Source organism: Natrialba aegyptia DSM 13077, from assembly GCF_000337535.1.
Lineage (GTDB): Archaea > Halobacteriota > Halobacteria > Halobacteriales > Natrialbaceae > Natrialba > Natrialba aegyptia.
The window spans coordinates 211,613-228,636 of sequence record NZ_AOIP01000016.1 but is presented as its reverse complement, the minus strand read 5'-3'; the positions used below and the strand labels follow the sequence as shown (position 1 = coordinate 228,636).

The 17,024-nt window shown below is 62.2% G+C and carries 16 protein-coding genes; 7 read left to right on the top strand and 9 right to left on the bottom strand.

Features of this window, described 5'->3' with window-relative positions:
• Window positions 1-22 precede the first annotated feature (22 nt).
• Together C480_RS07785 and C480_RS24510 are read right to left on the bottom strand one after the other, a co-directional pair.
• Entirely contained in the window at window positions 23-451 is a 429-nt protein-coding gene (locus C480_RS07785; protein WP_006665068.1) for a 2Fe-2S iron-sulfur cluster-binding protein, read from the bottom strand.
• On the bottom strand, window positions 448-576 hold the full coding sequence (locus C480_RS24510) for a hypothetical protein (protein WP_275040270.1): 129 nt from the start codon (window positions 574-576) through the stop codon (window positions 448-450). The genes C480_RS07785 and C480_RS24510 overlap by 4 nt, the downstream gene beginning before the upstream one ends.
• 128 nt (window positions 577-704) lie before the next feature.
• Here C480_RS24510 and rio1 point away from each other — a divergent pair, with 128 nt between their 5' ends.
• The gene (gene rio1, locus C480_RS07780) at window positions 705-1,580 is read left to right on the top strand and encodes a serine/threonine-protein kinase Rio1 (RefSeq protein ID WP_006665067.1); all 876 of its coding nucleotides are present in this window, start codon (window positions 705-707) and stop codon (window positions 1,578-1,580) included.
• Window positions 1,581-1,623: 43 nt separating this feature from the next.
• Here the strand turns inward: rio1 and C480_RS07775 are convergent, their stop codons facing one another.
• On the bottom strand, window positions 1,624-2,013 hold the full coding sequence (locus tag C480_RS07775; RefSeq protein ID WP_006665066.1) for a hypothetical protein: 390 nt from the start codon (window positions 2,011-2,013) through the stop codon (window positions 1,624-1,626).
• Window positions 2,014-2,500: 487 nt separating this feature from the next.
• On the opposite strand from C480_RS07775, the gene C480_RS07770 reads away from it, so the two are divergent.
• Both C480_RS07770 and C480_RS07765 read left to right on the top strand, forming a co-directional pair.
• Window positions 2,501-3,751: a tryptophan--tRNA ligase gene (locus tag C480_RS07770; RefSeq protein WP_006665065.1), complete on the top strand. Its 1,251-nt coding sequence runs from the start codon at window positions 2,501-2,503 to the stop codon at window positions 3,749-3,751.
• 44 nt (window positions 3,752-3,795) lie between these two features.
• Entirely contained in the window at window positions 3,796-4,299 is a 504-nt protein-coding gene (locus C480_RS07765) for a metallophosphoesterase family protein (protein WP_006665064.1), read from the top strand.
• Between the two features lie 58 nt (window positions 4,300-4,357).
• Here the strand turns inward: C480_RS07765 and C480_RS07760 are convergent, their stop codons facing one another.
• Window positions 4,358-5,119: a proteasome assembly chaperone family protein gene (locus C480_RS07760; RefSeq protein ID WP_006665063.1), complete on the bottom strand. Its 762-nt coding sequence runs from the start codon at window positions 5,117-5,119 to the stop codon at window positions 4,358-4,360.
• Between the two features lie 124 nt (window positions 5,120-5,243).
• Here C480_RS07760 and C480_RS07755 point away from each other — a divergent pair, with 124 nt between their 5' ends.
• A complete protein-coding gene (locus C480_RS07755) occupies window positions 5,244-5,804 on the top strand; it encodes a KH domain-containing protein (protein ID WP_006665062.1) in 561 nt (186 codons plus the stop codon).
• A gap of 166 nt (window positions 5,805-5,970) precedes the next feature.
• Window positions 5,971-7,635: a thermosome subunit alpha gene (gene thsA / locus C480_RS07750; RefSeq protein WP_049903405.1), complete on the top strand. Its 1,665-nt coding sequence runs from the start codon at window positions 5,971-5,973 to the stop codon at window positions 7,633-7,635.
• A gap of 18 nt (window positions 7,636-7,653) precedes the next feature.
• On the opposite strand, the gene C480_RS07745 is transcribed toward thsA, so the two are convergent.
• A complete protein-coding gene (locus C480_RS07745; RefSeq protein ID WP_049903403.1) occupies window positions 7,654-7,845 on the bottom strand; it encodes a hypothetical protein in 192 nt (63 codons plus the stop codon).
• On the opposite strand from C480_RS07745, the gene C480_RS07740 reads away from it, so the two are divergent.
• Window positions 7,835-8,887: an alanine dehydrogenase gene (locus C480_RS07740; protein WP_006665060.1), complete on the top strand. Its 1,053-nt coding sequence runs from the start codon at window positions 7,835-7,837 to the stop codon at window positions 8,885-8,887. The two genes, C480_RS07745 and C480_RS07740, sit on opposite strands and share 11 nt — an antisense overlap.
• A gap of 128 nt (window positions 8,888-9,015) precedes the next feature.
• On the opposite strand, the gene C480_RS07735 is transcribed toward C480_RS07740, so the two are convergent.
• The 3 genes from C480_RS07735 to C480_RS07725 form a co-directional block, all read right to left on the bottom strand.
• The gene (locus C480_RS07735; RefSeq protein WP_006665059.1) at window positions 9,016-9,627 is read right to left on the bottom strand and encodes a hypothetical protein; all 612 of its coding nucleotides are present in this window, start codon (window positions 9,625-9,627) and stop codon (window positions 9,016-9,018) included.
• Window positions 9,628-9,755: 128 nt separating this feature from the next.
• On the bottom strand, window positions 9,756-11,201 hold the full coding sequence (locus C480_RS07730; protein WP_006665058.1) for a sugar porter family MFS transporter: 1,446 nt from the start codon (window positions 11,199-11,201) through the stop codon (window positions 9,756-9,758).
• Window positions 11,202-11,368: 167 nt separating this feature from the next.
• On the bottom strand, window positions 11,369-12,136 hold the full coding sequence (locus C480_RS07725; protein WP_006665057.1) for a YqjF family protein: 768 nt from the start codon (window positions 12,134-12,136) through the stop codon (window positions 11,369-11,371).
• Window positions 12,137-12,425: 289 nt separating this feature from the next.
• Here C480_RS07725 and C480_RS07720 point away from each other — a divergent pair, with 289 nt between their 5' ends.
• Window positions 12,426-13,337, top strand: coding sequence for a transcription initiation factor IIB (locus tag C480_RS07720; protein WP_006665056.1), 912 nt, complete (start codon window positions 12,426-12,428; stop codon window positions 13,335-13,337).
• A gap of 93 nt (window positions 13,338-13,430) precedes the next feature.
• On the opposite strand, the gene C480_RS07715 is transcribed toward C480_RS07720, so the two are convergent.
• Window positions 13,431-16,949 carry an LAGLIDADG family homing endonuclease gene (locus C480_RS07715; RefSeq protein WP_006665055.1) on the bottom strand — a complete coding sequence of 1,173 codons (3,519 nt, stop codon included), beginning with the start codon at window positions 16,947-16,949 and terminating at the stop codon, window positions 13,431-13,433.
• Window positions 16,950-17,024 lie beyond the last annotated feature (75 nt).

Genomic DNA, 17,024 nt, shown 5'->3' with positions numbered 1-17,024 from the left:
GAGAGGGCGACGCCGGGAGCGACTACTTCCACGGACTGTCGCCGACTTCCGCGCGTACCCTCGGCCCCACCTCGATTCGACAGTCGGCTCTGGGCAGCGCGATACACAGCAGCGCATAGCCGTCGGTGCGTTCGCGCTCCTCGAGCGCCCGCGGCGGCCGTCGGTAGTCGACGGCGGTCGCGGCGTCGGGTTGGTGGTCGCTCCGATCGCCGGACGGCGTTTCGAGTTCAGGTTCGGCTTCGGTCTCTACTTCGACTTCGGATTCGGCCTCGGGTTCACCATCGACGGCGAGCACTCGTCCCACGCACGTCGTGCAGGTTCCTTTTCGACAGTCAGACGGGAGCCGGACGCCGGCCTGCCGGGCCGCCTCGAGTATCGTCTCGCGCTCGTCGACCGCGATCGTTTGGGTCGGACCGTCGGTCCGCTCGAGCGTCACGTCGTAGCTGGTCATCGGTTGGCTGTCTCCATCGGCTGTGCGAACCGGGCGGTGACGTGCTCGGTCGTGGCCGTGGTCATCGTCGTGGTCGTGGTCGTGGTCCTGTTCGTGTTCATGGTCTCGTTCTGCGTTCCGTTCATCTGTACCTCTACAACGCCAAGCGAAAAAAGCCAGGCCTAACATGCTGATTCGAGGCGGGTGGAAGCCGTCGGTGCACCGCGAGGGATACCCGGTCCTTTACCCGCCTGCGCCCCCTACGACGGAGTAGATGGGACAGGGAACGGACGCGGAGTTCGGGTTAGTCGACCTCGACGAGGCCGAGACGCCGGGCGACGAGTGGGAGGAAATCGACGTGTCGGACACCGAAGCCGACCGGATCGCCCGCAAGCGCGACCGCGAGTTCGAGCAGTTCGAGGAACGCATCACGGACGCCGACCAGTTCAAGGTTGAGCAGTCGGTATTCGACGACGCGACGTTCGCCGCGCTGTACAAACTCGTCCAGGACGGCTACGTCGAGGCGTTCGGCGGGCCGCTCTCGACGGGCAAGGAGGCGAACGTCTATCACGCGCTCGGCGACGACCGCGAAGTCGCGGTCAAGGTCTACCGGATCAACGCCTCGAACTTCCGCCAGATGCGCGACTATCTCGAGGGCGACCCGCGCTTCGAGGGCCTGGGCGGCAAGAAGAAAGACGTCGTCCTCGCCTGGACCAAAAAGGAGTTCGCGAACCTCCGGCGGGCCAAGAAAGCCGGCGTCCGCGTCCCCGAACCGATCGCCACCGAACGAAACGTGCTCGTCATGGAGTACATCGGCAACGACGAGGGCCGCGCCAAGCGCCTCGGCGAGGTTCACATCGAGAATCCCCGGACCGCCTACGAGGTCATGCGCGAGTACATGCGCCGCCTCTACGCGGCCGGCATCGTCCACGGCGACCTGAGCGAGTACAACGTCGTCTTCCACGAAGGTGAACTCGTGGTGATCGACCTCGGACAGGCCGTCACCGTTCACCATCCCAACAGCCGCGATTTCCTGGAGCGCGACTGCGAGAACGTGTCGAGTTTCTTCTCCCGGCAGGGCTTGGACACCGACGCCGACGACCTCCTCGAGTTCGTGACCGATCCCGAGCCGGATCCGTCTCGCAACTGACAGTGGCTCTGTAAAATATGTCTTCCGTGAGATCCCACCTTGCTCAGTCGCCTATAACGCGGTCGAAGCCCTGGAAGAGGTCGTGTACGACGACCCTCCCGGTTCCCAGTGTCGAAGCCTTTGCTTGCAACTGCTGAACGAGATCTTCGCGTAACTGACCGTACACATCGATGGACTCGAGCGTGATGAACGCCCCAATCGGCGGGAACTCCGAACCCGCAACTTCCATGTGCTGTTCTAGCGTCGTCGAATCAGCGTGCGTATGCATTACGGTCATCCGCTCGCCGTCGGCGCTGAAGTAGACGTTGTAGGATAGTATCTCGGGTTCGTTGGTCTCGACGAAGTCCACCAACTCCGCCATCGCTGCCTTGAGCTCGTCCAACTTCCCCTCGCGTACCGATGACCGGTCAATGTAGACGATGGAGTCAGTCATCCTGCCTCCTCCGGGTAGCTTTGCAGCCGCGTTGTACCGCTTCTTTTTCGGCCTCTATTGCTGTCGCCATCGACTCCTCCGTGTGGTGCACCAGACACAACGGGTCCCCGTCAGGACGTGTCGTATCGTTGGCGCTATTGTTTCATCACGCCGCCGACCGCGTTAACCGTTGTCGTCTCCCGGGGAAACCGGGAAGACAAGGCCATCGAACCTCCAACAGGCCACGTGGCGACTGGTGCCACCAGGTGCTCGCTCGTCCGTCTTCACTGCCCGAAACGCTAATCTGTCCTGCCCCGAAGTATCACGTAATGACGGCCGCTCTCGAGTGGCAGTGGCGCTGGCAGCCCCGTTCGAGAGCGGACAGTGTCCTCGCGGTCGCCGACGCGGCCTAACCGATCGGTTGCGGCGAGGGGCGCTCCCTCCGTTCGTTCTCCGCCGTTTCGACTTCCAGTCACCGCTGTAGTTTCACCACCACGGATACGAAACGATGTCCGACTCCAACGACACCGAGACAACGACGACCGATTTCCAGCCCGATCGCGACAGTACCGAACCGGATGACGCCGACAGCCACGCCGATGACGAGTTCACCGTCACGCCCTACGCCGTCTCCGGGGAGATCGACTACGACAAACTGCTCGAACGCTTCGGTGCTGAGCCGCTGACGGACGAACAGATCACACGCTTTCCCGACCACCCGCTGCTCCGCCGCCGGACGTTCTACGCCGGTCGGGATGCGGACGACTACCTCGCGGCCGCCGAGGCGGGCGACCCGCACGCGGTCGTCACCGGCAGGGGGCCGTCGGGGCCGATGCACCTCGGGCACGTCCTGCCGCTCTATCTCGCAAAGCGCTTCCAGCAGGAGACGGGCGCGACGGTCTACATCCCGCTGTCGGACGACGAAAAGTTTCTCGCGAAAGAGCAGTCCTTTGCGTCGATCGGCGAGCACACCCGCGAGAACCTGCGGGATATCCTCGCGGTCGGTTTCGACCCCGCAAAGACGCGGATCGTGATCGACACCGCTGACGCGGACGTGCTCTACCCGATCGCGGTCCGCCTCGCGAAGCACCTCACGCCGGCAACCGTCGAGGCCGTCTACGGCGAGCAGGAGACCGTCGGTCTGCAGTTTTACCCCGCCGTGCAGGCGACCCACCTCCTGCTCCCGCAACTCGTCGCGGGTCGCCAGCCGACGCTCGTCCCTATCGCCGTCGACCAGGACCCGCACGTCCGCGTCTGCCGCGACGTGGCCGCGAAGGAGGCGCTTCCGGTCCGAAAACCGGGTGCGCTCCTGGGGCGCTTCCTCCCGAGCCTCGCCGGTCCCGGCAAGATGAGTTCGTCCGGCGACGCACCTTCGATCGAACTCACCGCCGACCCGGAAACCGTCGCCGAGACGATCCACACCCACGCCTACACCGGCGGGCGGGCAACGCTCGAGGAACACCGTGAGAAGGGCGGCGACCCGACGGTTGATGTCCCCTTCCAGTATCTCCGATTCTTCTTCGAACCGGACGACGACGAACTCGAACGCATCGGCGCGGCCTACCGCGCGGGCGACCTGCTGAGCGGCGACCTGAAAGACCTCGCGATCGAGCGCATCACCGACTTCCTCGCCGCCCACCAGCGCCGGCGGAACGCGCTCGATGAACTCGCAACTGAACTCGAACCCTACCGGCTCACCGACGAGGAACGGCGACGGGCGCTCGACAGCGCCGGGGTGTCGCCGGTCGTCGGGACCTAAGTTCGACCCAACACTATTTGTCGGTCGCCCGCGGGGAACTGCGTATGAACATCGGCATCGTCGCCGACACGCACGACAACGTCGACGCGGTCGAACGCATCGCCGAGATTTTCGAGGACGAAGGCGTCGAAATCGTCGTCCACTGCGGCGACTTCGTTGCGCCGCTGATCGTGCCGTACTTCTCGGAGTTCGAACTCCACGGCGTCCTCGGAAACAACGACGGTGACGCTCGCAATCTGCAGGCGGCATTCGACTCGCTCGGCGGTAAGAGCGAACTCCACGGTCGGTTCGCGGATCTCGAGTTCGACGGGCTCTCGATCGCCGTTCTCCACGGCGAGTCGATGGATGAGGTGCGGGCGATCGCCGCCGCCGACGAGTACGAGTTCGTCTGTTACGGACACCACCACGTCAGCGAACGCACCGAGTACGGGGGAACAACGTTGTTGAACCCAGGAGCGCAGTTTCCGACGACGGCCGCGGCGGACCGGACGGTCGCGATCCTCGAGACGCGTTCGGAGTCCGTACGGTTCCGCTCCGTCTCGGAGTAGCGCCGGGGTCGGGGCTGTCCGAGTTCTCCCAGCCGCTGCTCGGCCGGTGAGCCACGTGCTACATGTACATTCGATCATCGGGAAGCGTGCGTCCCTCGAGCGGGGTCTCCTGGGACTCCATCGCCGCCATGCGCTCTGCGAGTTCGGCGTAGTATCTGGTGAGCGCTTCCGAGCGCTCGCGCAACGGCTCGGTGTCGATTTCGAGGTCGTAGTGCGCGGTCAGGAACGCGAGATAGCGAAGCGCCGCATCGAGATCCGGTCCCGGCGGGTGACTCGGCGTCACCAGGACGCCGACCGGCGGAACGTCGCCGTCGAACCGGCGGGTCGTGAGTTCGCCGGGCACGCCGTCTAAGATGCCGCCGCTGAGCGGCGTGCTGTCGGCGTCGGCTAGCCGTTGCCGTTGGTAGTCCGGTGTTGCCACCGAGAAGACCTCGTGTTCGTCGGGACCGTGCGGAAACGGGATGCCGTGCAAGACGGTGAGGTCGTCGAGCGCCGTCTCGGCGAGCCAGTCGACGACCGCATCGACGAAGGTCTCGGCGGTCCAGACCGGAACGACGGTTTCGCTGAGTAGCACGCAGCAGTCGGCGTCGTCGCTCGCGTAGAGGCGGATCGGCCGCCGCGGCTCGCCGTTTCGGAACGGAACGACGGTCGGCAGGTTTTTCGTCCGCACGTGACCGATCTGGTCGAACTCGAGTTGCTGGACGAGGTAATCGGCGGCGGTGAGGCCCGCCAACCCGATATTCGAGAGAGCGAGGAACAGCGGTCCCTCGAGCCGGTCGGTGGCGCTCGTGACGAGTTCGTACTGCGGGTCGGTTGCCATACGACCGGTACGCTGAACTCGAGTATAGTTGCCGGCCCTGCGGACGGGTCGGCGGCGCTGGTGCCGGTGCGGGTGCTGGCGCGGGGACCAAGGTCTTAACCTCACGCAGCGAATACCCGAGTGTATGCAGCACGTGAAGATTCCGCAGGACCGGATCGGAGTTCTCATCGGCGAGGGCGGCGAGACGATGCGCGAGATCGAGGCGGAAGCCGAAGTGCGGTTGGATATCGACTCGGAGGACGGTGCCGTCGCCGTCGAGACGGTCGGCGACCCCGTTCGCGGTCTCAAAGCCCCCGAAATCGTCCGTGCGATCGGGCGCGGATTCGCTCCCGAGGAGGCGCTGCAGTTGCTCGAAGACGACATGATGCTGTTCGACGTCGTCGACATCGACGCGGCGGCCCGGAACAAGAACGACCTGAAGCGCCAGAAGGGCCGGCTCATCGGCGAAGGCGGCCGAACGCGGGAACTCATGGAAGAACTGTCGGGCGCATCGGTCGTTATCTACGGCTCGACGCTCGGTATCATCGGCACGCCACCGCAAGTCGATGCGGTCCGCAGCGCCGCAGAGATGCTTCTCGACGGCGCGCCACACGGAACCGTTTACTCGTTCCTGGAGGAGCGACACAACGAGATGAAACATCAGGGGATGCAGTACCACCGCTTTCCCGGCTCCGGATCGTCTTGAGCTGTTGCTTGACTCCCGTTTTCGTTCGGTTCACTCATAAATAACCGCCGGTCGTTCTCTCTCGAAGCGATAGCCCCCGTCGATTCAGGCGCTCTGCGTGAATCGACACCAAAATATTTATATAGAATAACAATCAATCCTTCGGGTGACTATGGCGCAACAGCAGATGGGCAACCAGCCCCTTATCGTTCTCTCGGAGGACAGCCAGCGAACCTCCGGGAAAGACGCGCAGTCGATGAACGTACAGGCCGGCAAGGCCGTTGCCGAGTCCGTCCGCACGACACTCGGACCGAAGGGGATGGACAAGATGCTCGTCGATTCCTCGGGCAACGTCATCGTGACGAACGACGGCGTCACCCTCCTCTCGGAGATGGAAATCGACCACCCGGCGGCCGACATGATCGTCGAAGTCGCCGAAACCCAGGAGGACGAGGTCGGCGACGGCACCACGAGCGCCGTCGTCGTCGCCGGTGAACTCCTGAGCCAGGCCGAGGACCTGCTTGACCAGGACATCCACGCGACCACGCTCGCGCAGGGATACCGCCAGGCCGCCGAAGCGGCCACCGAGGCCCTCGAAGAGATCGCGGTCGACGTCGACGAGGACGACGAGGAGATCCTCCACCAGATCGCCGCCACCGCGATGACCGGCAAGGGCGCAGAGAGCGCCCGCGACCTGCTCGCCGACCTCGTCGTCGACGCCGTCCAGTCCGTCTCCGACGGCGACGATGTCGACACGGACAACGTCAAAGTCGAAAAGGTCGTCGGCGGCTCGATCGAGAACTCCGAACTCGTCGAGGGCGTCATCGTCGACAAGGAGCGCGTCTCCGACAACATGCCGTACTTCGCCGAGGACGCCTCGGTCGCGATCGTCGACGGCGACCTCGAGATCAAAGAGACCGAGATCGACGCCGAAGTCAACGTCACCGACCCGGACCAGCTCGAGCAGTTCTTAGAGCAGGAGGAGGCCCAGCTTCGCGAGATGGCCGAGCAGGTCGCCGACGTCGGAGCTGACGTCGTCTTCGTCGACGGCGGCATCGACGACATGGCCCAGCACTACCTCGCACAGGAGGGCATCATCGCCGTCCGCCGCGTCAAGTCCAGCGACCAGTCCCAACTGGCCCGCGCAACCGGCGCAACGCCGGTCTCCACGGTCGACGACCTGACCGAGGACAACCTCGGCTTCGCCGGCAGCGTCGCCCAGAAGGAGATCGCCGGCGATCAGCGCATCTTCGTCGAGGACGTCGACGACGCACAGGCCGTCACGCTCATCCTCCGGGGCGGCACCGAGCACGTCATCGACGAGGTCGACCGCGCCATCGAGGACTCCCTCGGTGTGGTGCGGACGACCCTCGAGGACGGCAAGGTGCTGGCCGGCGGCGGCGCGCCCGAAGTCGAACTCTCGCTCGCGCTGCGTGACTACGCCGACTCCGTCGGCGGGCGCGAACAGCTCGCCGTCGAGGCCTTCGCGGACGCACTCGAAGTCATCCCACGCACGCTGGCCGAGAACGCAGGACTCGACCCCATCGACTCGCTCGTCGAACTGCGCGCCGACCACGACGGCGGCAACGAGGCCGCCGGACTGGATGCGTTCACCGGCGACACCATCGACATGGGCGAGGAAGGCGTCTACGAGCCGCTTCGCGTGAAGACCCAGGCCATCGAATCCGCCACCGAAGCAGCCGTCATGCTGCTTCGCATCGACGACGTCATCGCCGCCGGCGACCTCGCGGTTGCCGACGACGACGACGAGGAAGACATGCCCGCCGGCGGCCCAGGCGGTATGGGCGGCGGCATGGGCGGCATGGGTGGCGGTATGGGCGGCATGATGTAAGCGAGGGGAAACCCCCGCTCACACCGCGATTTCGACCGCTATCACAACCGCTTTCGGCGGCCCATTTTCTGCCGTTTGCCGATTCGTCTCTGTGCTCTCAACCGGATAGCGATCGCTCAATTCGTCGCTCGCGTCCACCGCGATCACGCCGCGACCACAGGAAGAATCACTTAAGGTGCCGCCCGCAATATTCGCGGATATGAACACCATTCTGCTGGATAGCGACGATGTCGACGAGAACATTCGGATGGGGGCGCTCATCGACGCAGTCGAGCAGGCCTTCGGCGCGTTCGAACGGGGAGACACCCAGATGCCGGCCAAGTCCTATATCGATTTACCCCAGTACAACGGGGACTTTCGCTCGATGCCGGCCTACCTGAACGTTCGAGAAAGCGACGCCTCCTCGAACCGGTCAGGATCGCAGCGCGATGCTGACGATGCCGGTGGGTGGGACGCCGCTGGCCTGAAATGGGTCAACGTCCACCCTGACAACCCGACCGACCACGACCTGCCGACCGTGCTGGGGACGATGATCTACTCGGACCCCGAAACCGCGTTCCCGCTCGCGATCATGGACGGAACGACGCTCACGATGAAACGGACCGGAGCCGCCGCCGCCGTCGCGACGGACCACCTCGCCGTCTCCGACGCGACGAGCCTCGGCCTCGTCGGAGCCGGCGTCCAGTCGTACACCCAACTCGACGCGATCAGCGAAGTTCGTCCGATCGAGGAAGTCGTCGTCTCGGACCTCGACGACGAACGCGTCCAGCGATTCATCGACGCCTACGACGACGAGTTCACCGTGCGCGCCGGCTCGATTTCCGAGGCCGGCCACTGTGACGTGCTCTCGACGGTGACGCCCGTCCGCGACCCGGTCGTCACGCCCGAGGATGTCGGCGAGCACACGCATATCAACGCCATCGGTGCCGATGCCGAGGGCAAACACGAACTCGCAGACGACCTGCTGCAGGCGGCGACGGTCGTCATCGACGACCACGAGCAGTGCACTCACTCCGGCGAGATCAACGTGCCCTACACCGACGGCACGCTCACCGACGCCGACATCCACGCCGAACTCGGTGAACTCGTCGTCGGCACGACGGACGGCCGCACGGCCGAGACGGATGTGACGGTGTTCGACTCGACGGGACTGGCGATTCAGGACGTTGCCGCAGCACACGTGGTGTACGAAAACGCGAGCGAGAGCGACAGCGGCTCGCGGTTCGGGCTGATCGATACGGACGTACAGTAACGGTAAGGAACGGAACTGTCGAGTGTCAGGTACCGGTTCCGTTTCCCGAACTGGGCGGCTCGTTCTCCCAGCACGCCTCTTCCCGATCGCAGTTCTAACCCATGTAGCAGCGACTCGCAACGGACCGTCTATGCCCCGAGTAATTCCGCGACGTCTATTCTCCGCTGTTTTCGGTCGGTAGCGACCGTAAACGACTCCAGCCAAATCTCCCCGCCGGATTCGATCGCCAACTGCGGCACAGCCCCGAATACGGTATCGAAATACGTCCGCACCGCATCGGCGTCCGGCACCGAGAGCAGTGCGTCTTCGATCCGGTATACGGTATCGTCACTCTCACTCCGTTCCGCCGCTCCCCGATCCTCGTCAGCCCTCGGATGCAACTCCATTCGGAACGTCCACGGCGTCATCACGAACGTCCGCCGACTGTTCTGCCGAACGGACGAGCCGCGAGCGCGCGCCCGCTCGAGTGCCCCATCGAAATCCGAACTGCGAAGGCCGAGATGATCAATTCGGGGGCGCTTCCCGGGGGCGAGCGTGATATCGACGTTCCCTCGACGATGGACCTGGAGCTTGAATCTGAACTCGTCCGGAACGTCGTCTTCGGGACCAAACGATCGATTCTCTCCACGAACCGTTCCGAAACGGCGCGTGCAGGGAAGGCCCTCTCGCTCGAGTCGCTCGGCCGCGCTCTCTACGTCGGGTGTATTGAAGTGGAGGTGAAACAGTGTTGGTCCGTCCATAGTCGAAGCAGGCGGGTAGTGGAGATAATGATATGGGGTCGGGGAAAAAGTGAACGGCGAACCGAGTACAGTGTGGTTCGGTTCGGTTTCGGCCGTCGTCTGTCCCTCTCGTCTAGCGTCGGTGGCCGTCAGTCGTCCGTTTGAACGGCGTCGGTCCGGTCCGTTTCGCCCGGATCGGTTCCGATGGCGGTATTCCGGAGGTCGGCCTCGATTTCCTCGAGCGAACGCCCCTTCGTTTCCGGAACGAGCCGGTAACAGAAGACGAGGGCGATGAGCGAGAGGATGCCGTACAACCAGAAGGTTCCGGATTCGCTGATGATGTCGACGAGACGGAGGAACGTGAGCGAGACGAGCAGGTTTGCGGCCCAGTTGAGTACCGTCACGACGCCCATCGCGATGCCGCGAACCTCCATCGGATAGATCTCCGAGATGAGCAGCCAGAACGCCGGCCCGAGACCGATGGCGAAAAACGCCACGTACAGCATCAGGCTGCCGGTCGCGAGCACACCGAGTCCGCCCGAGAGGCCGGGCAGATAGTAGACGAGGCCGGCGATGCCGAGCGTCGCCGTCATTCCGGCGAGCCCGGTTAGAAGCAGCGGTCGGCGACCGGTTCGGTCGATCAACGCCACCGCGACGGCGGTCATGATGACGTTGACGACACCGATTGCGACGGTTGCGAGAATCGAGTTCGTATCTCCGAACCCGGTCGACTCGAGGATCCGCGGCGCGTAGTACATGACCGCGTTGATCCCGGTCACCTGCTGGAATATCGCCAGTCCGCTGCCGACGACGAGCATCGGAACGATCCACGGTTGGAACAGATCGCGCAGGCCCCCGGTTTCGCTCTGGATAGTTTCGGTGATTTCGCGCAACTCGGCGTCGATCTGGCCCTCGGTTCGAATCCGCGAGAGCACGTCGCGGGCGGTCTCCTCGTCGCCGTGTTCGTAGAGCCAGCGCGGGCTCTCGGGCATGAACAGCATACCGATGAACAGGATCGCTGCGGGGACCATCCCGAGCCCGAGCATCCAGCGCCACTCGCCACCGCTCGAGAACGCGTAGTTCACGATGTAGGCGATGAGGATTCCGCTCGTAATCGTCAGTTGGTTTAACGCCACTAGCGACCCGCGGATCTTCGGCGGTGCGATCTCCGAGATATACAGCGGTCCGACAACGGAGGCGAAGCCGACGCCAACGCCGTCGAGGATACGACCGACGATCAGTACCTCAGTGGTCGGCGCAATCGCCATGATGAGCGAACCGACGAAGAACACGACGGCCCCGATCAGGATGAGCCGCCGCCGTCCGAGTCGATCCGCCAGTCGGCCGCCGAGTGCGGCACCGACGATCGCCCCGACCATCGCGCCGCTGACGATCACCCCTTCGACGAGAGACGGGTGGATCGACTGGCCGAATAACATCGTTATGTCGAACGTGTCCTTGATGTACAGCATTGCACCGGAAATCACGCCGGTATCGAACCCGAATAGAAGGCCGTTGAGCGCAGCTAACCCCGCAACTACGTACACGAACGAGTTCTGATTCCCGGAGGCTGTGTCTGTCTCTGAGAGTGCCATCGATTGTGTGCCATAATAATTATCTCGGATGATAGTAACATATCTATCGATCTCGGCAGGAACCACTCAATGCTGCTACAAATACGTCTACCGAGTAGCATACCCGCCCACAATACAGGTTCTACCGACGGAATTCTGGTATCTGGTTCTCTTACCACCGGCCCCGTTCAGAGTCGGCGTGGAATCGAGCCCGTCATCTCGAGTTCGTCGCAGTAGTAGACGAGTGGCTCATCGCGCGTCGGTGCCAACCCGAGCGCGTCGAATATCGTATTCTCGGTGATGGTCACCTCGGCCGGCTGGAGCGGCCACGGATCGTGTGCGACTTCGCCGACCAGCACGCTGTCGCGATTCGGCGCATAGAACCGCCGCCGTTCGGTCAACCAGTGTTTGAGTGTTTCCGAATCGGGAGTCGCGATCGGTCCCGTTGGGCGATAGGTCGCGACGAACCAGGGCGGTTCCGTATCACCATTCGCACTCGCATCCACATTCGCGTTCGCCCCTCTCGTTGCCTCGGGTTTCCGCTCCGAACCGATCGCGTCCTGAAACCGTCGCTGCCAACTGGATGCTTGCAGTCGCCGACTCGAAAACCGAATGCCCTCACTGCCGCCACTGACGTGCATCTCCGCGGGGAAAACCGGGAGTCGAGTGAGCCACCCGGCGACGCTTGCGAGGAGGTGCTGGCCGACATCGACGCTGAAAAAGTACAGCCCCGGATCACCGCGGTACGTCACGTACGTCCGAACGTTGAGTTCCGCAAACGCGACTCGCGTACTCGCCGACGTCCCGCGGAAACCGACGTTCGTGAGCACGAACGGGAGCACGCTAAGCCACGCCGTGCCGTCCCGGGTGTCGACCGTCAACTCGGACGGAACGTGGGGCCGAATCCGCTCGGGATCGATCGGCCAATTCACGAACAGTCCGTGTCGCAACGTCATCGATCCAACGTGTGGCAGCCGCCGTTCTGAACTCGACGTGAGCGGAGACTGATGCCGGCTCGCCTGTGTCCCTATCATCTCGATCCCTGATCCTGTCTGTCCCCTCCACTGAACAGATGTATAAAACGACCCGTCGTCTGTCAAAACCGGTGGCCGTTCGGCGCCCTTTTTTCACTTCTTCACTTCCTCGAAAACCTGTTCAGTTCCGTTACGATCACTCTTAGTTTTCTATACTTCGATTATTTTAAATACTCTGGATTACTCAACACAATACGAAGATTACTTACCGATGGCACAATCCGATTCGTCTCCGACCTGTCCGGAGTGTGGTGGGTTCCTCCGACTGACAGCTACCGAAACCGTCTGTGAGGACTGTGGTCTCGTTCTCGGAGAAGACCCGATCGATCGCGGTCCCGAGTGGCGCTCGTTTGCAGACGACGACACCGACCGTCGTCGAACCGGTGCGCCCTTGACCCGTTCTCGACACGATCGCGGTCTCTCGACGAAGATCGGCTACGGTACTGACTCGGTCTCCGACCGTAGTACCCGCATCACCGGCCGGAAACGTCGACAGCTCTCGCGCCTCCGCCGCGAACACACTCGAGCCACGATCTCGACGAAAGCCGAGTACAACCAGGTTCTCGGCTTCACCGAAATCAAACGGATTACGGCACGCCTCTCTCTTCCCGACTGCCTCCGTGAACAGGCCTGTGCGCTGTTCGACTCCGCCCAGTCCGAAAACCTCCTGCAAGGCCGCTCTATCGAAGGTTTTGCCGCTGCCTGCGTCTACGCAAGTTGCCGCGTCCGATCGCTCCCCCGAACGATCGACGAAGTCGTCACCATCGCCGCCGCCACCGAGGCGGAACTTAAAGCAGCATACGACGCGCTTAACCGTGATCTTGGCCTTCCAACTGGCCCGATCGATCCCGGTCAGTACCTCCCGCGTTTCGCTTCGAATCTCGACCTCGACACAGCCGTCGAGCGTCGCGCTCGCGAGCACCTGGATGCCCTCGTCACCGCCAACCGCATCGGCGGCCGCAATCCAAGCGGCGTCGCCGCTGCCTGCCTCTACAAGGCTGCTTGTGACTGTCCGCACACCGAATCGATCACGCAAACCGCCGCTGCCGAAGTCGCCGATGTCGCAACGGTAACGATCCGCTCGACACTCACCGAACTCCGCTCGCTTTCTGCCGACTCCTGATCGGTCCCGCCTCGTCCTCCTCGCTCGTCCGCCCGACCTCGTGTTCTTTCGACCGTCTCGAGCGCTGCCGCCGCATTCCGGCTCGTGGGACTATTACGTCGTTCGCAACGTGTCCATACTCGGCTCGTACACCTCTCCTTTCTGCTTTAGCTTCTCGATCTCGTGCTCCGCCTTCGATTGATCCAGTCCGATCTCTTCGGCCCGCTCCATGACGATATCGACCGGCGCACCCTCGTCGTATTCCTCCTCGATATCGCTGATGAGTTGCTTGAGATTCTTGATCCGATCGCGTTGGGACTTCGATGTCCCCGCCTCGACGATGTCCGCATCGAACTCGCCCGTCTCCGGGTCCACCCCCACGTCCTGCAAACACGAGCGAACGATCTCGATCACCCGCTCCGCATCCGACTGCTCGACGGTATCCGACAGCCGAACTCGTGCACTCGCCTCCGAGAGGCGGACCAGTGCCTCGAGTTTTCGCGCCGTGACGGGGACGGCCGCGTCTTCGTCGGTCCCCTTCGAACGAAGGTTGACGTAGAAGTCTCGGATCGCCTCGCGAGCTTCCTCGGTCATCCGCGGGTGACAGTTCTGCTTGGCGTACGCGATGTACTTCCGGAGGAGTTCAGCGTCGATTTCCGGATCGACCTGCTCGGTCATCTCCTCGAGTTCACCCTGGCTGACGTCGAGGTTGGTCATCTGTTCGCGCTGGGTGGTCAGTTCGCCGGCGTAGTTGGTGGTGAGGATGTGCTCTGCGAGGTTGCGGTCTTTCTCCTCGTCGGGGGTGTCCGTGACGGTGAAGATGAGGTCGAACCGCGAGATGAGCGCCGGTTCGAGGTCGATCTGTTCGCTGATGGGTTCGTACTGGTCGAAGCGGCCGTACTTTGGGTTGGCCGCGCCGAGGAGCGAGCAGCGGGATTTGAGGGTGGCGTTGATGCCGGCCTTCGAGACGGAGATCTTCTGCTGCTCTAAGGCCTCGTGCATGGCACTCCTGTCTTCCGAGCGCATCTTATCGAGTTCGTCAACGGCTGCAATGCCCTGATCGGCGAGGACGAGTGCGCCGGCTTCGAGGGTCCACTGCTGGCCGTCGCCGAAGTCGTCTCTGACGGCTGCGGCCGTGAGGCCGGCGGAGGATGAGCCTTTCCCGGAGGTGTAGACGGAGCGGGGCGCGATATTCTGGATGTAGCCGATCATCTGTGAGTTGTGCGAGATGATGCCGTTCGAGACGTAGTTGTGGGTCCCGTCGATTTCGAGATCGTACACCCACTCGTAGGTAGGTTCGATACTGTCGATAGACTCGATTCGGTCCCAACAAACGTCCCCATCGACGTACTTTTCTAGATCATTGATGCTTGCTCGTACAGAACCTCCATCAGGGACGGCAACATCTTCACTTCGAGTTCCTTTCGCCGGCAAAGCACCTTTGAAAGCAGTAAGAACCGTTCGAAGACCGGTCCGACTCGGGTTTTTTGACTCTCGTTCGTAGTTTTGATACGTTGATCGCGGAAGACCGCATTCTGCCTGTGTGAGCGAGAGAGATTCTCGAATCCGTCGAAGTTCAGAACCGATATCGGGAACGATGGCAAGATTGGTATTCCCTTTTGTATCGGCGTACTGCTCAGCAGCTTGTCGTTTTCGCTGCGTCACGAATCCAATCTCAGTCACGTACTTTGCAAATGCATCGCCACTTATTCTGAGTCGATAGCTGTCGTTGTGTCGCTCGTGAATCTGTGAGCGGATACCGACGGCAAGCAACAACGTTCGAATATCTTCGAGAAGATTACGACTTGTTGAAGCGACAGTTATCTCTCGCTGGGATTCAGAAACATGGCCTTCGCCTTCGATAAACGATTTCAGGAACTCCGATTTCGTCCGGTCGGTGGCTGCGAAAATAGCATCCGGAACACGTTGCTTAGCGGACGACTCAAGAATACACGGTTCGAGGGTCTTGAGGAAGCTTACGAACTCTCCCGCTGAACAGAGCACTTCACGCGCCTCTTTAGCCTCGTGCGGGTCCCGCTCCGTCACGTTGAGACCGAGGCTTTCTAACGCGTTCGTTGCATCGTCCAGTACTTCTTGGTCGTTATTTGTAACTGAAACGAATCCCGTATTGTTGTCTCGTTGTTCGACATACCCTTCTGCAATGATGTATCCGATTAGTCGAGCCAGTGACGGCGTCCATTTTTCTGGTAACTCGAGTTGAACCGCATTTCGAGACTGTGACCGTCGGAACGTAACGTCAAGCACATCGTTTCCTTCTGTCTCGATACATCGGGGTGCAGCCACAAACTGCCCTTCTGTGAGATCGTCTGCAACGGTTGGCTCGAATCTCCCATCTTGCTGTACGAACAGCGGATGTGACGGCGTTACTTCGAGTTCACGCCCACTCGAGGTCCGAATTCGATACATCTGCTCGGGTGCTTCGCGCTTCCAGACCTTCGTCGCACGTTGTGATGCGACTGTGCCATCGTCCTGCAAAGACGGGACGTCGAAGTCAACCTCGTCCCACCAGCCGTCGTCGATTGGCTTCGGATTGTCGAGATTCGATTCGACGAGTTCGCGGATCGGCACGTCTCGTCCGTCTGCGAGCGTTACCTTCGTGTCCCCGCGAACACACTTACCGGTCCCCGGATCGCCGATAAGAAGCATGTGCAGGTCCCCGCGGATCCGCGATCCGTCGGGTAAGTGCTTCGTGACGCCGGAGAACAACTGGAGCGTCATCGCGAGTTTCTCCTGCTCGTAGCCGTAGATGGAGGGCGCGATGGAGGCGACCATCTTCTCGTAGACCTCCTCCTGGTTCGAAATCTCGTAGATTTCCTTCTTGTCCTCGTCGGTGATGTCCATGTCCTCGAATTGCTCTTCGTCGATGTCGACGGACATCCCCTCCATGTAGAAGTCGAACACGGGCGTCTTCTCGCCCTGGTTGCTCTGTTGTTCGAGTCGCAATACCCCGGTTGCGGAGACGTGGTCGCCGGGCGTTACCTCGCCGGTGATATCGTCCTCGACGTGCACGTCGAGTGATTGGGGCGTCTCACCACCGCGGAGCCCTTCGGGACTCTCCTGAATCCGAAGCTTCTGGGAGTCGACGAACTCGGACTGGTCGAAGTTAACCTTGAACGGTCCCTGTCGCTCGCAGCCCTGGCACTCGTGGGGTTCCTGAAAGTCGCCGCTCGATTGTGGGACGCGGCTGAGGGTGCCACAGAGCTGGCACTCGAAGGCTGCTTCTTCGATCTTCGGGCGGACGTCCGTCGCCTTGCGGACGATGCCGTGGACCTCCACGAGCGAGTTCATGTCGCGGGCGCGAATCTCGCGGATTTCGGGGGTCTCCGTCTCGGGCAGGTTTTTGATGCGGACGTGGGCCTGGCCGAGGCTGACGTCGATCGGGAGGTCGTAGAGTCGAAGCGCTTCTTCGGCGTAGCGCTGGAGTTGTTCCGGCTGGGCTAAGACGTCGTCGGCCAGATCGGGATCGAATCGGTAGAGATCCTGCCAGTCGACGTGAAGCGACCGCTGCTCGTTGGGATACTGCTGCGCAAGCTGTTTGATCTCGTTGTCGTAGTAGTTGCGGAAGAACTGCTCGAATGCATCGACGAGTTCAGAATTTCCCGCTTGCGCCATTACACTGTGGTAGGGCTGCCTTCGGGTATAAATGGTTGCAAAGCAGATCGAAACTGGTAGCGGTGAGTCTCACTG